We start from the raw sequence: 14973 nt of genomic DNA, 5'->3' as shown, positions 1-14973 counted from the left end.
AGAGAAAACAACCTGGGAAGAATTGGTAAGGATGAGGTCCCGGAGACATACAGTTAATGATATTAGTCAATCTTGCCGACGAAGCGGTAAAAAATCTCAATTTCCTGGGTGCGCTTGCCGTCTGCGTCCTTGGTGGCCTCGTGGACAACGACCTTTTCAATCAAGGTATTGAGCATTTCGGCGGTCAATTCGGTGGGGCTGGAAAACTGCTTGATTAAATCAATCCACCTGTTTATGCCGTCCTCCTGCTCCTTGGTGCTGGCAAGCTGGGCCGTCAATGCTTCAATCCTCGTTTCAAGCTCGCCCTGCTCCTGCTGGTATTTCTGAGACAGCATAGAGAAATTGCGTTCCGTGATTTTCTCGTTCAGCCGGTCCTCGTAAATCTTAGCTAACAGGTTGTCAAGCTCGGTCAACCGCTTTTCTGCCCGTCTCTTTTCTTGTGCGGCCCGCTTGCTTGTGGCGGCTTGCTCCGTCATGGTGGACTTGGAAAGCCGCTCTATTATGGCCTGCTCGTCCTGATGGACGGCGTTTATCCAGTATTGCAGACGGGAGAGAACAAAACTGTAAAGCACATCATACCGGACATAGTGCATAGAGCATTGACTAAGGCCCTGCCCGTTTTTAACACAGTGATAGTAACCATAGGGGACCTTGTTCTGCTTGTTTTCACAGTATCCCATTGTCCACCCACAATCAGCGCATTTGACTAACCCGGCGAAAATCTGCGTTGTGCCGTTCTTCCTCTGTCTGCGGCGGCTGGCTATGTTCTCCTGTACCTGGTCAAAGTCGGCCTTGCTGATTATAGCCTCGTGGGTATCTTCCACGGTCCACCATTCATCCTTAGGCCTGTTTACCCGTTTCTTGCTCTTGAAGGATACCGTACCTTGTTTGTTGTGGACGCTATGGCCGATATACGTTTCATCCCGCAGGATTTTCCGCACTTGGGAAATGGTCCATTCATACCGTCTGCTTTCCGGCTGGCCCTCGTAGATATGGGCGAAGGTGCCGTATCGCTGGAAGTTCAGCCATCCGGGAGTTGGTATCTGCTCGGCGGCAAGTATGTGGGTGATCCTGGCGGCTCCCGCCCCATGGATGGCCAGAGCAAAGATTTTCTCTACTATCCACTTTGTCCCATCGTCCACCAGTAAATGCCCGGTCTGCTCCGGGTCTTTCTGATAGCCCAGCGGGGCGTATGCTCCATAGTGCGCCCCGTTTTCGTGACGTGTACGAAATGCCTTGGTGACCTTGCGGCTGATGTCTCGTGCATACCATTCATTTATCACATTCAAAAATGGGGTAAATTCGGTTGATTGCTGGTTGTTGCTGTCTACTCCGCTGTCAACGGCGATAAAGCGGACACCTAACTCAGGGAAACGCATTTCCGTATACATTCCCATTTCAAGATAATTCCGACCAAATCGGGAGAGGTCTTTTACCACCACGCAATTTATACGCCCCGCTTCAATATCGCCTATCATGCGCTGAAAATTCGGACGGTTGAAATTTGTACCGGAATACCCATCGTCGATATATTCATCTACAACGAATAAGCTATTTTGTTCTGCGTACCGGCGTAACATCATGCGTTGCGTGGCTATGCTGTTGCTTTCCCCGGCTCCTTCATCGTCTCGGCTCAAGCGGAGATACAAAGCTGTGTTGTAAATGGGCTGTTTCATTATAAAAATCCTCCTTTGAGGAAACAGCCCCCACACTTACGATACACTTTCTAACAAGAATAGTATACCATAAATGTGAGGGAATTTCAATCTTTTTATGATGTTTTCGCTACTTTTTCCTTGATTTTATCGGCTATCAAATCTGTTATGAGGTCCTCTATCCGTTTCCCATTGACGGGAAAATGTTCTGTTATTTTTATTCGGTTTTTCCCGATGATGTAATATTGTTCTCCGGTTGTAGCTGTTACCAGTTCCCCCATCGTGCTCTGGGGGACCCCTCTGCTCATGTGCTGACCCCCTTCCTATGCTATTTTATTTCCGGTTTTCAAAGGTGCGGCCCTGCGGGGCCGTTATTTTGTAGGGGATCGCCCCCCTGTTACCCTCTGCGATCTTTCAGCTTGTCCTACCCATCCACAAAGTACGCTATCGCCTCGTCAAAGCTCTGTAACATCTTTATCTTCACATATTCGTTGCTGTAATCTTCGTCTAACGCTTTTGTTAACTGACCTGTATAAATCAGCTCTGTCCGTTTTAATCCTTGTGAGCAGTAATATAGATGGTCGTTCAGTCCTATCCTTGTTTTCACTATATCCTTCGTGATGTACTTCGTTATATATTTTGATACACTCTCTAGGTGTCTTATTTCCGATATTGTTATATATCCAAATGTTTTTTCGTAGGCTTCCCACGTATATATTTTATTTCCACGTTTTAGTTCTATCAGTATTTTTATTGGCAATTTCTCTTGCTCTGTAAATTTTCTCAAATGTTCTTTTGGTATTTTCATCATTAGGCCGTGTATATGCCAGCTTCCGTCTTGATGGTTTTCTGGTATCAACAAATATTTTATATCCGTTTTGTGTATCCGATTATAATTTTTTATCCATGTTGATAGCCTCTTTTTATAACTTTTCAAGTCTTTTCGGTCGTGATATTCTGGATTGAGTGTTAGAGTAACAAACCACTCCCAATCGTTACATAACGCCAATTCAAATATTACTGCTCTCGTTCGGGATAAACTGGCCGACAATTTCTCTTCATTTTCCGCTGTGTTCTTTTTTCCTGTCTTGTACTTATCCCCGTCACCTTCGATTGCCTCATACCCTGCCCGGCGTATTTGCTTATGAAGCGTAATTTTATAATAGTCCTCACGGTATTTTTTCAGCGTCGCTATGTCCCTTTGGTAAACCTCGCTCCCGCTGACGTGCAATCCATTCATAGGCATCACCCCTTTCAGGTATCCAAATATGTTAATTAGTCAAGTATACCGGCGGGGCCTCTGGCCCCGCCGGGGGCTGGGCGGCTACCGCTCCGCTTCGCCGCCCGCCCCAGCTTCTGCATAATACTCTTTCAAATAACGGCCCAACTCCTTGTAGATCGGGAAATTCATCTGGGGAAATCGTACAAAACTTACTTCGTCATGCTTCCCATCTGTACTGGAAAACCATGCATCTCCGGGCTGGTATGCCTTGTCTGGTAAGTTCTCCAGTTTCTCAGCACTCCATAATAGCCGGGCCTCCGGCATTGTTGGGCGAAACAGGATTTTTGTTGACATGGCTGACCGGAGCATAGCGGGCAAGCCTCCTTCCTCTACTGACGCTTCCGCTATGCTGATTATCACATAACAGCCAGCAGAGGCGCCCATCGTCACTATGCGTTTTAAGAGTGCGTCAAATGTTGCTATGCAATATTCCGGGTCCTCCTTCTCCGCCCGTTTTGGAAATAAGGTTCTTAGTGATACAAACTCGTCTAAAAATAAGAAACTTGGGTGCATTACGGCTTCCCACCAGTGGACCGCATTGCCGTCTACCTCCGATAAACCGTTGAGCACGTCCTGCCGCTTGGTTATGCTGCCAGCAAACCGCTTGATCGCCGCTAATATCGCTCGGCCTCCTCCATCTTCATCCACAGTGACCGTGTACGGCAATCGGCTTAACTCCGCCCGCTTCGGGTCTACTATTAGGCACTCCGACCAGTATTGGTCCGGGCCGTATGGAACCACTTGCAATAATTGGGAAATTATTCCGGTTGTCTTGCCGCTCCGGGTTTTGCCGGCACAGATCATAGACCCTGATGTAGTCAAATCAATGGTAGTGCGTTTATCAATAAGCAGTCTCGTTATGGGCGAAGAAAGCATTTTCTCCTCGGATGAAAATACAAGCCTATGATCCATCGTCATATCCTCAATGATAAAATCAATATATTTTTTTGCCAGATTTTCCCTTGTCCTTGTCACAGCATAATCTTTGACATCACCCACCAGAGCGGAAGATATAACAGGAGCAAGCCCCCTAATCTGCTCTGGCGTAAATCCTTCTGTTGTGACCTTTAACGCAAAGTGTTCTTGCTCTAGACCGCACTTCGTACAACGGATTGTTGGAAGGTATTGACCTTCCTTTAAGTGCAAGGGATTACCACGGGCCGGGTCAAGAAGCGCACGATTTACCAGCAAACTGATATAAAGCTCCAGGGGGAGCTTTATGGAAAAAATTTCGCTGATTAGTAAAACCATGCCGCTCCCCCTAGACTTCAAGATTGGAAACTTGCGGAACCCGGAAATAATCAATTTCCACAACTCCTTGCTTAGTGCTCTTTTCCTCTTTTTGTGGGTTGACTTGGTTTTTGCCTGTGCCTTTTCTCTTTGACATGCGTCAAGGACTACCCATAGACAGAGAAACGCAAAAAAGATTTTGTCGAAATGGAGACGCAAAAAGTGAGTAAGTGCTACAAGACCCTTGAGGATAAAAACGATTGCCAGACCGAAAATTAAAAGTGGAATTACACGGCCAGTAGTGGCCACGATAGGTTTCCTATCCTCCCATAGTCTCCCAAACTTATTTTGGCTGTATAGCCTGTCAACGCCGATATGAAATTGTAAGAAAACGCCGAAGAAATTTTGTCATTTTTCGGCGGTGGTGGGTAACAAAATCAGCAGCTGCCTTGCTCAAAAAGAGTGTTCACGATTTGCTGCTTCTGGCGCATAAATTCCTTGCGTTCTTTCAGGCGGTAAGACTCGCCCTTGATGTTGATAACGGTGCAGTGATGCAGGACACGGTCCAGGATGGCGGAGGCGATGGTGACGTCGGCAAAGACCTCGTTCCACTGGGAGAAAGTCTTGTTGGAGGTAAAAACGGTGGATGTTTTCTCATACCGTCTGGCAATGAGCTGGAAGAACAGGTTTGCACCTTGGATATCCATAGGGAGATAGCCGATTTCGTCGATGATGAGCATCCTGTACTTGGCGAGAACCTTGAGCTTGTCCGGCAGACGGTTCTCAAAATGAGCCTTTTTCAGTTGCTCAATGAGCTGGTGGCAGTTGATGTAGTAGGTGGAGAAACGGTGCTGTGCTGCCACCAGGCCCAGAGCGGAGGCCAGATGGGTCTTGCCCACGCCGGGCGGGCCAAGGAAGACCACATTCTCCCCGTTTTCCAGGAAGCGCATGGTGGCCAGTTCGTCGATCTGGCGCTTGTCGATGGAGGGTTGGAAAGAGAAGTCGAAGTCGTCCAGGGTCTTCTTAATGGGGAAGCCGGACATCTCCCCGCAAGGGGGACGCGATAGCTCTAAGCGGCAAAGCCGCTAAGAGCTATCCAGTGGATCTGCTTCTCATAGGCCCGTCTCCGCTTGGATTTGGCTTCTTCTGAGAAAATGTGATCCAAAACCTCCACAATGTTGAGCTTGTCCGCCACGGCCCGTTCCAGGTAATTGTCCAGAATCTCCAGGGTGTTTTTCATCTTAAGGCTTTCCAGGTTTTCCCTCAGCCTGTCCATAGTAAATTCACTCATACAGCACCTCGTCATATCTGGATAAATCGGAGGGCTTCAAGGGGAAATCTATTACTTTGCCCTGTTCCAGCAGAACATTTTCCGCATCTATTGTCTGTTTCAGCGTAAGCCCTCTATAATGCTGAGGATTGACAACCATGTCCTTCCTTTGGTACGATATTCGGTGCAGCGCGATCTGCTTCCCCTCGTAATACGCAGCCAGCATACTGTCGAGGGCTACGACTGCCACATCTTTGCCGATGTACTCCGCTGGCACGGAGTACTGATTGCCGGCGTACGAGATGAGGCAGTCTTTTTGTACTCGCCTCAGGTTGATTTTGTCGATAATGTACTCGCGGGTAAGAGGACTCAGTCTCTCTTTTTTCAACCTCTCAAAGAGGATTTCGTTGGTGGTGGCGTGGACTTTCCCGTTCACCTTATTGCACCAGGCCAGGGCCTGCCCGTTCAAGTCCGCCAGACTGTTGTACTGGATCCCCACCATAAAATTATCTCTGACAAACTGCACCGTCCGCTCTACTTTCCCCTTCGTCTGACCCCGGTAGGGGCGGCACAGGATGGGCTTGAATCCATAGAAGCCCGCGAAGTCCTCAAACTGCCGGTTTAGCGTGGAGTCCTCCTGCTTCAGCAATCGCTTGATGACCACCTGCTTTTGGATGGCTCTTAGCGGCTTTGCCGCTTAGAGCCATCGCATCCCCCTTGCGGGGACATGTTATCGTACAGAATCTCCTCCGGGTAGCCTCCGAAATACCGAAACGCGTTCTGATGGCACCGTATCAACGTATTTGTGCTCATATCTGTGACAAATTCGATGTACCGCATCCTTGAGTACCCCAGAATCATGAGAAAGCAGTACAGCTTCTTCCACTTTCCGTCCTCGTATACCAGGTGATCCTCGAAGAATCCCCAGTCCATCTGCCCTTGCTTTCCTGGCATCGTCTCAAACCGCACCGTCGCCTTCTCATTCAAGTCCATCTTCCGGCTGCTCACATACGCCTTGACAATACTGTAACCTCCGTCAAACCCCATCTCCCGCAGCTTCTCCAGGATCCGCAGCGCTGAATACGGCGCCTCTTCCAGCCACTCGTCCACGATCTGCTTGTACGGGTCCATCTTTGTGGGCTTGGGTTCGCTCAATGTGTACTCCGGCTTCTGCGGCGATTCCGCGTACCGCTTTGCTGTTCGCGGGTCCATGTGGTACTTCCGGCCCAGCTCCACATAGCTCAGCCCTTTTTGTCTGTCGCTTCGGATTTCCATCCACTGTGCTCCTTTCATTTCCTGACTCCCTTTCCGGGCTCTTTTTCGCCCTGATTGGGAGTCTATCTTTTTTCCCTCCTCTCCGCCACAAAACTACATTTTTTCCTCGGCGTTTTCTTTCATTTTATCATTGGCGCTGACACCGCTTGACTACAAGTTCTACAGCCTGAAAATTTACGCTTCAACAGCAGATACAACCGGTGATTTGCTTTATGAATATGTCCCCTGTATCGACCCGAATGGGGATGTTGGAATTTATGAGCTTGTAAACAGCGTGTTTACAAAAAGCGCGGATGCAACAAAGCCTTTTGTTGCGGGACCCGCAATCTGACCACAAAAAACGCCGCCCTCACAGGCGGCAGGATTTGACAAAACACGGTGCATACGGTATGATGAATGTGCCCGCCGGACCGGCGGGACAGAAGTGTGCGCTGTTACATAAGGCGGTTGGCCCACCGTTATGACCCCGACGCGAGACTTAAACGGGGGAGGTGGTGCAGATGTGGAAGAACTGGTTGCTCAAAGCGGCTTGTTTCTTGACAGGTTTGGCGATACTCATGTACCTGTCGGCCATAAATGCTTGTTAGCCGCCCGGTCGCGACCCGAGCGGCTAACGTAGATTAGTTAGCAGTGATGGGCTGACCGTCCGTAACAGCGCCCTTCTGCGTTTATTATACCCGCACGCCCCCGCTTTGTCAAGGACGAAGCGGAGGCGTTTTTTGCGCCTCGGAACCGATAAAGGAGGTGGTGCAATGTCTAAAACCTGGCCCGTGAACACGGTCCCGCGCCCTGACGGCGCGGCGGATTACTTGAACCGCGTGCGCATGGTGCAGGACGTGTTCCCCAACCTGCCCTGGGCGGTGGAACTGCCCGAGACCATGAACCGCCTGGGAACCGAGGGGGCGAACCGGATCGAGCTTGCGCTGCTTGGCGTCAGCCAGGCCATCGAGCGCATGGAGAACAGCTGGTTTTCCAGCGGAGAAATTGATGCAGGAGATGTTTGAATGAACGATGGAATTATTATGGGAACTGGCGATTCCCGGTATCTGAAGTCCATTGCCGGATTTTTACAGGTGTACCCCAACTACGAGGCGTTTGCGGCAGCACTGGTGGCGGGAACGCTGCCCATCGATCTGAACGGAAAGAATCCGGACGGCTGGGCGCAGCAGGGCACCGTGCTGAACAAGGCCAATCTCCTGACCGATGCCACCGCTGCGCTGGAGGGTCTGGGCAGTGAGGCTACGCCAAACGAAATGTTTGCCGCGTTGGCGAACCGCTTCAGCCGCATGATTACCTACGGCGCCTCTGACCTTACCCCAGGCGTCAGTCCCCTGGAAACCGGGGCGGTTTATTTGGTGTATGAGTAAAGGAGCTGGCTGAATGGCGAAAATGAGATATGTGTGGGACCAGTATAAAGCCAACAAAAATGCTCTGGCCAATGGACGGTCTGTCGTATCAGCAGCTACATACAGTGCAAAATTTAGGATCAGTACGGTACCTCCGACAGCTGAAATGCAGATAACGGGCGTATCCCCCAACATGCCGTTTTACAGAGGATCTGGCAGCGACCATACATCGACCGGAGTTACCGTAGCCTATTCGGTATCCACATATGGACGATATCTGTACACCACAGATTACGGACATTCCATCCTGTGCATTGTCCCGGACAATGTAGATTCCAGCACCGTAGAGTGGGCGGTGGGGGCTTCTGTATATCTTCGCAACAAGGCTTCTGGGTCGACTATAAGCTTTAATGTTTATGAGCCGCAGGTCACAAAAGGGGATTATGTAGGTCTTTATAACTCTGAAAAACAGTCTGCTCAGCCGAGCGGATACGACGGCTCGTATTACTGGTACGTGTACAAGGGTTCGGAGGATATTGCTCCAACAGGTATCGTTTTGGACCCCAGCAAAATTGTTCCAGGCCAAACAGCGACCGGGTACGTTGTTGCTCCAAGTACCAAATACGGCGGGATATGGTATGGTATTTCGTGCAGTATCGATGGAGGAAGCTATCAGGGAATTGGAGGAAATGGGGAAAAAACGTTTTCTGTTGCAGTTCCAGATGGCACGGAATCAATGCGGTTAAGAGCTTTTGCCCGCACAGTTAATGGCGAACTTATTATGACCGATTTTGTATATTCCATAACATATTACGCAAATGAAGCGCCGTATTCACCTCCCTTTGTCTCGATTCCGGACGCGGTTCACCCGGATGAAGAGTTTGCGGTTACCTGGGGCGCGGCGACTGATCCTGATGGGAATCTTTCCGGATATGAAATTCAGCGGTCCTATAATGGCAGCTCGTGGTCTTCTGTGGCGACCACCTCCAGCACCTCTGTAACGGACACGGTCAGCCGCGGGTATCAGAAGGTCCAGTATCGAGTAAGAGCCTACGACTCAAAAGGGGAGTATTCCGGGTGGACCTACTCTAACACCGCAGCGGTCCGCAATCTTCGGGCCTTTGTTGGCGTCAACGGCAAGGCCCGCAGAGCAGACAAGCTTTATGTTGGAGTAAACGGCAAGGCCCGCCAGGTCGTGAGAGGCTACATTGGCGTAAACGGCAAGGCCAGAAGGTTTTTGTAAGGGAGGTGCAAGCCATGAGCGAGACGATCCTAGTCGCCCTGATCGGGCTGGCGGGCTCCGGGGCGGGAGCCTTTGGGGGCATTCTGGTGTCTTCCAAGCTGACCCAGTACCGGCTGGAGCAGCTGGAGCGGAAAGTAGAGGTCCACAACCAGGTGATCGACCGGGTGTACAAGCTGGAGGAGCGGACCGAACTCCAGGAAGAGAAGATCAAGGTGGCCAACCACCGGATTGAGGACCTGGAGCAAACACTGAAAAATTAAAGGAGGAAAAACAACATGGGAAACATCTACGAGATCATCGGTAATCTGCTGGCCGTTTTTGTGGTGGGCCTGCTGGCCTGCCTGGTACCCAAGGCCAGGGTCTGGTTTGAGACCAGGATCACAAAGGACACCCAGGAGCGCATCCACCAGCTGGTGGTGTCCTTCACCCGGGCGGCGGAGCAGCTGTACCACGACACCGACCCGGATGGAGAGAAGCGCCGGAAGTTTGTGATGGAGCAGCTGCGGCTGTTGGGCGTGGAGGTTACCGAGGCGGTGCTCAATATGATTGAGGGCTCCGTCTGGGAGATCAACACGGAGACGAAAAAGGCCCAGGTGCAGACCAAGGAAATTGTCTCTGACGGCCTGGACGTCTCTGAGCTCGCTGAGGCAGTAACTGTCAGCGCCAATGATAAAATGAAAGAAAACGCCGAGGAAAAAATGTAGTTTTGTGGCGGAGGTGAAGGGAAAAAGATAGACTCCCAATCAGGGCGAAAAAGAGCCCGGAAAGGGAGTCAGGAAATGAAAGGAGCACAGTGGATGGATATCCGAAGCGACAGACAAAAAGGGCTGAGCTATGTGGAGCTGGGCCGGAAGTACCACATGGACCCGCGAACAGCAAAGCGGTACGCGGAATCGCCGCAGAAGCCGGAGTACACATTGAGCGAACCCAAGCCCACAAAGATGGACCCGTACAAGCAGATCGTGGACGAGTGGCTGGAAGAGGCGCCGTATTCAGCGCTGCGGATCCTGGAGAAGCTGCGGGAGATGGGGTTTGACGGAGGTTACAGTATTGTCAAGGCGTATGTGAGCAGCCGGAAGATGGACTTGAATGAGAAAGCAACGGTGCGGTTTGAGACGATGCCCGGAAAGCAAGGGCAGATGGACTGGGGATTCTTCGAGGATCACCTGGTGTACGAGGACGGGAAGTGGAAGAAGCTGTACTGTTTTCTGATAATCCTGGGGTATTCGAGGATGCGGTATATAGAATTTGTCACGGATATGAGCACAAATACGTTGATACGGTGCCATCAGAACGCGTTTCGGTATTTCGGAGGCTACCCGGAGGAGATTCTGTATGATAACATGTCCCCGCAAGGGGGATGCGATGGCTCTAAGCGGCAAAGCCGCTAAGAGCCATCCAAAAGCAGGTAGTCATCAAGCGGCTTTTGAAGCAGGAGGACTCCACGCTAAACCGGCAGTTTGAGGACTTCGCGGGATTCTATGGGTTCAAGCCCATTCTGTGCCGGCCATATCGGGGTCAGACGAAGGGGAAAGTAGAGCGGACGGTGCAGTTTGTCAGAGATAATTTTATGGTGGGGATCCAGTACAACAGCCTGGCGGACTTGAACGGACAGGCTCTGGCCTGGTGCAATAAGGTCAATGGGAAAGTCCACGCCACCACCAACGAAATTCCCTTTGAGAGGTTGAAAAAAGAGGGGCTGAGCCCTCTCTCCCGCGAGTACATTATCGACAAAATCAACCTGAGGCGAGTACAAAAAGACTGCCTCATCTCGTACGCCGGCAATCAGTACTCCGTGCCAGCGGAGTATATCGGCAAAGATGTGGCAGTCGTGGCCCTCGACAGTATGCTGGCTGCGTATTACGAGGGAAAGCAGATCGCTCTGCACCGAATATCGTATCAGAGAAAGGACATGGTTGTCAATCCTCAGCACTATAGAAGGCTTACGCTGAAACAGACAATAGATGCGGAAAATGTTCTGCTGGAACAGGGCAAAGTGATAGATTTCCCCTTGAAGCCCTCCGATTTATCCAGATATGACGAGGTGCTGTATGACTGAATTTACCATGGACAGGCTGAGGGAAAACCTGGAAAGCCTTAAGATGAAAAACACCCTGGAGATTCTGGACAACTACCTGGAACGGGCGGTGGCGGACAAGCTCAACATTGTGGAGGTTTTGGATCACATTTTCTCAGAAGAAGCCAAATCCAAGCGGAGACGGGCCTATGAGAAGCAGATCCACTGGATAGCTCTTAGCGGCTTTGCCGCTTAGAGCTATCGCGTCCCCCTTGCGGGGAGATGTCCGGCTTCCCCATTAAGAAGACCCTGGACGACTTCGATTTCTCTTTCCAGCCCTCCATCGACAAGCGCCAGATCGATGAGTTAGCTACCATGCGCTTCCTGGAAAACGGGGAGAATGTGGTCTTCCTTGGCCCGCCCGGCGTGGGCAAGACCCATCTGGCCTCCGCTCTGGGCCTTGTGGCGGCACAGCATCGCTTTTCCACCTACTACATCAACTGCCATCAGCTTATTGAGCAGCTCAAGAAGGCCCATTTTGAGAACCGTCTGCCGGACAAGCTCAAGGTTCTCGCCAAGTACAGGATGCTTATCATCGACGAGATCGGCTACCTCCCCATGGACATCCAGGGCGCAAACCTGTTCTTCCAGTTGATTGCCAGGCGATATGAGAAGACGTCCACCGTCTTTACCTCCAACAAGACCTTCTCCCAGTGGAACGAGGTCTTTGCCGACGTCACCATCGCCTCCGCCATCCTGGACCGTGTCCTGCATCACTGCACCGTTATCAACATCAAGGGCGAGTCTTACCGCCTGAAAGAACGCAAGGAATTTATGCGCCAGAAGCAGCAAATCGTGAACTCTCTTTTTGAGCAAGGCAGCTGCTGATTTTGTTACCCACCACCGCCGAAAAACTACAAAATTTCTTCGGCCTTTTCTTACAATTTCATATCGGCGTTGACACTGTATCTGGTGGAAAACAGGGAGTTGGACATTTACCCAAGGACACGGAGATCATTTTGTCGGTTATGCCTGAAATCACGCGATTCCCACTTAAATTTTTCAAAAAAATTGACAATTTTTCCATGGTGTACTATAATTAAAATACGAGCTGGTCTATTATGCGGATATTTCTGACCGGTCGATCTATTTGAGAACCTGCCAACCCGAATGCATCGGTCGTTTGAGGTTACAAATACAGGTTCTAAGTAAAGGAGGCTGTATATACAAGCTGTTCCACCCATAAAAAGGACAGAAAGGAGAACTAATTCTATGCCAATGAGAAAACGTTTCCTCAGCATTCTGTGCATTCTTTCCCTGCTGCTCAGCATGATGATTCCAGGTGCCTTTGCGGCAGAAGGAACGCAGAACGAATCCACAGTCACCCTGCAATTTGTCTATCCGGAGGACGTTCCGCAGGATGAAGTAAATCTGAGCGTCTTCAAAGGGGTGCCGATCTGGTACCAGAAGAACTCCGCAGCCACCGTCGAGGACGTTCCCGAGGTGCTGACCACCCCCACCAACCCGTCCTATCCAGCCCTGGAGGAGCTGACGCCAGCTGAGAACGGCACATACATAGTCGATTCCACAGGCGGCTACTGCTATTTCGTCCGGGGCAAGGAACCCAGCCAGTATTACAACATTATCAAGCTATTTGTGGTCAGCGAGCAGGATATGCAGGCCGGCAGCAAGGAGATCCTGGTCAAAACCGGACCCATGGCTGGCAGCGGCTTTGAGACCGGCAATAACAACCCTGTCGGGGCGAATGGCGAGACTGCACCCGCGGGCTTTAATCAGGGGGTACAGCATCTGGTCCCCATTGAGGGCACCGATGAAATGGAGCACCTGATGGGCACCGAGGACCTAGTAGGTTATGAGCCGTTTACCACTCCTGCCTTCCAGGAAGGCCGTGCTATGTATCAGGCCACCACACAGTCCGAGATGATGGACTTTATCGAGGAATACGCAGCAAAGAGCGATTACATGCACGTATACAGCATGGGAAAGACTTCTCACTATAACTATGACTACCCCATTCTGGTCTTTACCAAGCAGAACATTCCGGATGGAGCCACCATGGAGCAGACTGCCCAGATCCTTAAGGACGGCGGCAAGCCTATCGTGTGGCAGCAGGCCCAGATTCATCCCTACGAGCCCGCCGCCGGTGAGAGCGCCCTGGTTATGATCCAGGACCTGTGCGGAGACTACGGCGAGGACATTCTGGACCGCATTGATGTAGTAATGGTCCCCCGCATCAACGTGGAAGGCGGCTTCCTGTTCTGGCGCGGCGACTACAACGGCGTAGACATGAACCGGGATCATATGGTGGTCAGCTCGGAGCAGACCGCTATGCTCCATGATGCTTTCTACACCTTTATGCCCCACGTGGCAATCGACAATCACGAGTTTTTCTTCTCAGAAGTGGGCAACTATGAAAACGACCCTGAGCGTTTCCTGCTCAACGACTTTCAGATTACCGGTGCTACCAGCCTGAACAATGATCCCGAGGTTACCAACCTGACCACCAACGTGATTGTGGACAAGATGCATTCGGATCTGAAAGCAACCGGGTTCCGGCCTTATCACTATGGTATCACCAGCAATAATCCCATTGGACGCGCCTACTATGGTCTGGCAGGCACAATCTCGATCCTGATTGAAAGCCACGGTGCGGATGGCGCCCTGTTTGCCTTCCCGCGCCGGGTTTACGGCCAGGTGGTATCTACCAAGTCCATTTACGAGAGCACCGCGGATAATGCCGCCGCAATTGTCTCCGCTGTGACTGCCGCCCGCCAGAGCGTGGTTGAAAAGGGCCGTACTTACAGTGAAGATGACATTCTGGTCTTGAAGCAGAGCGCCTCCGGCGCACGCAAGAGTCCCACGCCTCTGCCGGAACATCTGGCTGATATTTATGGCAACATTGAAACCACCGGCTCCAACGCAATCAGCCTGCAAGACACGGTGGAGCGTTCCCGTCCCAGGCCCACCGCCTATGTGGTAGATGCTTCTCAGCCCTGGATTGACCAGCTTTTGGAGATCCTGAGCCACCACAACGCGGAGTACTTCCGCCTCCCCGCCGGCAGTGCCGTTTCACTCCAGCAGTACTACTACATTGAGCCGGACGGCAGCAAGAGCTGCATCGCTGGCCTGCGGGACGCTGAGATTGTTACCTTCGAGAACGGCGCAATCGCCATTCCCATGGACCAGGAGTCCGGTACTGTCATCGGCATGTTGATGGAGCCTGACGTGGGCGACAGCGCCCAATACAACGGCACCCTCTACCAGTACGGACTGGTAGGCTATGATGAAACCACCAAGAACATTCCCATCTACCGTTATACCGGAAATGACCCGCACACCTCCCTGCTGGAGAACTCCGTTCCCGTCCAGCCCGATCCCCAGGTCCCCGCTTCCGGCAATTCTTACACCGTCAAGGCTGGCGATTCTCTGTGGAAGATCGCGAAGAATGTGTTGGGGAGCGGTACCGAATGGACGCGCCTCTATGAGGCCAACAAGGACATCATCGCAAATCCGAACTTCATCCAGGTTGGACAGGTTTTAACCGTCCCGGCCCAGTAAGTACCACGATTCCGCCCCTGTCTGACTAACAGCGGAAACGCTCCGTGGTTTGGACATTGGAACACGGTTCAAGCAG

At 51.3% G+C, this 14973-nt stretch carries 14 protein-coding genes and 2 pseudogenes; 9 read left to right on the top strand and 7 right to left on the bottom strand.

The genetic code is table 11. The features are described 5' to 3' along the window. Positions 1–62: 62 nt before the first annotated feature. The 7 genes and pseudogenes from VV088_RS16590 to istA (VV088_RS16560) all read right to left on the bottom strand — a co-directional run bounded on the left by VV088_RS16590 (position 63) and on the right by istA (VV088_RS16560) (position 6730). Positions 63–1676: a recombinase family protein gene (locus VV088_RS16590; RefSeq protein WP_334600067.1), complete on the bottom strand. Its 1614-nt coding sequence runs from the start codon at positions 1674–1676 to the stop codon at positions 63–65. Between the two features lie 95 nt (positions 1677–1771). Then, complete coding sequence (locus VV088_RS16585; protein WP_334600066.1) at positions 1772–1963, bottom strand: hypothetical protein; 192 nt, start codon at positions 1961–1963, stop codon at positions 1772–1774. A 116-nt stretch (positions 1964–2079) separates the two neighbouring features. Continuing rightward, positions 2080–2895, bottom strand: a complete 816-nt coding sequence (locus tag VV088_RS16580; protein WP_334600065.1) for a rolling circle replication-associated protein — start codon at positions 2893–2895, stop codon at positions 2080–2082. 84 nt (positions 2896–2979) lie between these two features. After that, entirely contained in the window at positions 2980–4476 is a 1497-nt protein-coding gene (locus VV088_RS16575) for a hypothetical protein (protein ID WP_334600064.1), read from the bottom strand. 128 nt (positions 4477–4604) lie between these two features. Next, positions 4605–5458, bottom strand: a pseudogene (istB, locus tag VV088_RS16570) (IS21-like element helper ATPase IstB). After that, positions 5451–6086: a Mu transposase domain-containing protein gene (locus VV088_RS22860; protein ID WP_442913119.1), complete on the bottom strand. Its 636-nt coding sequence runs from the start codon at positions 6084–6086 to the stop codon at positions 5451–5453. The pseudogene istB (VV088_RS16570) and the gene VV088_RS22860 overlap by 8 nt, the downstream one beginning before the upstream one ends. A 32-nt stretch (positions 6087–6118) precedes the next feature. Next, positions 6119–6730: an IS21 family transposase gene (gene istA, locus VV088_RS16560; RefSeq protein WP_334598916.1), complete on the bottom strand. Its 612-nt coding sequence runs from the start codon at positions 6728–6730 to the stop codon at positions 6119–6121. A 734-nt stretch (positions 6731–7464) separates the two neighbouring features. Here istA (VV088_RS16560) and VV088_RS16555 point away from each other — a divergent pair. The 9 genes and pseudogenes from VV088_RS16555 to VV088_RS16515 all read left to right on the top strand — a co-directional run bounded on the left by VV088_RS16555 (position 7465) and on the right by VV088_RS16515 (position 14897). Next, positions 7465–7716: a hypothetical protein gene (locus VV088_RS16555; RefSeq protein ID WP_334601819.1), complete on the top strand. Its 252-nt coding sequence runs from the start codon at positions 7465–7467 to the stop codon at positions 7714–7716. Then, positions 7717–8079 (top strand): hypothetical protein, encoded by a 363-nt coding sequence (locus tag VV088_RS16550; protein WP_334601818.1) that lies wholly within the window; start codon positions 7717–7719, stop codon positions 8077–8079. A gap of 13 nt (positions 8080–8092) precedes the next feature. Then, positions 8093–9301: a hypothetical protein gene (locus tag VV088_RS16545; protein WP_334601817.1), complete on the top strand. Its 1209-nt coding sequence runs from the start codon at positions 8093–8095 to the stop codon at positions 9299–9301. Between the two features lie 14 nt (positions 9302–9315). After that, complete coding sequence (locus VV088_RS16540; protein ID WP_334601477.1) at positions 9316–9561, top strand: hypothetical protein; 246 nt, start codon at positions 9316–9318, stop codon at positions 9559–9561. 15 nt (positions 9562–9576) lie between these two features. Then, positions 9577–10005: a phage holin, LLH family gene (locus VV088_RS16535; protein ID WP_334601816.1), complete on the top strand. Its 429-nt coding sequence runs from the start codon at positions 9577–9579 to the stop codon at positions 10003–10005. A 75-nt stretch (positions 10006–10080) separates the two neighbouring features. Further along, the gene (gene istA, locus VV088_RS16530; protein ID WP_334601815.1) at positions 10081–10692 is read left to right on the top strand and encodes an IS21 family transposase; all 612 of its coding nucleotides are present in this window, start codon (positions 10081–10083) and stop codon (positions 10690–10692) included. A gap of 35 nt (positions 10693–10727) precedes the next feature. Continuing rightward, entirely contained in the window at positions 10728–11360 is a 633-nt protein-coding gene (locus tag VV088_RS22855) for a Mu transposase domain-containing protein (RefSeq protein ID WP_442913160.1), read from the top strand. After that, a pseudogene (istB, locus tag VV088_RS16520) lies at positions 11353–12206 on the top strand (IS21-like element helper ATPase IstB). Before VV088_RS22855 ends, istB (VV088_RS16520) begins: the two are co-directional and overlap by 8 nt. A gap of 384 nt (positions 12207–12590) precedes the next feature. Next, complete coding sequence (locus tag VV088_RS16515; protein ID WP_334601814.1) at positions 12591–14897, top strand: LysM peptidoglycan-binding domain-containing protein; 2307 nt, start codon at positions 12591–12593, stop codon at positions 14895–14897. Positions 14898–14973 lie beyond the last annotated feature (76 nt).

It is taken from the genome of Lawsonibacter sp. JLR.KK007 (assembly GCF_036941135.1).
Taxonomy (GTDB): domain Bacteria; phylum Bacillota; class Clostridia; order Oscillospirales; family Oscillospiraceae; genus Lawsonibacter.
This window is presented reverse-complemented; position numbering and strand designations above follow the sequence as displayed.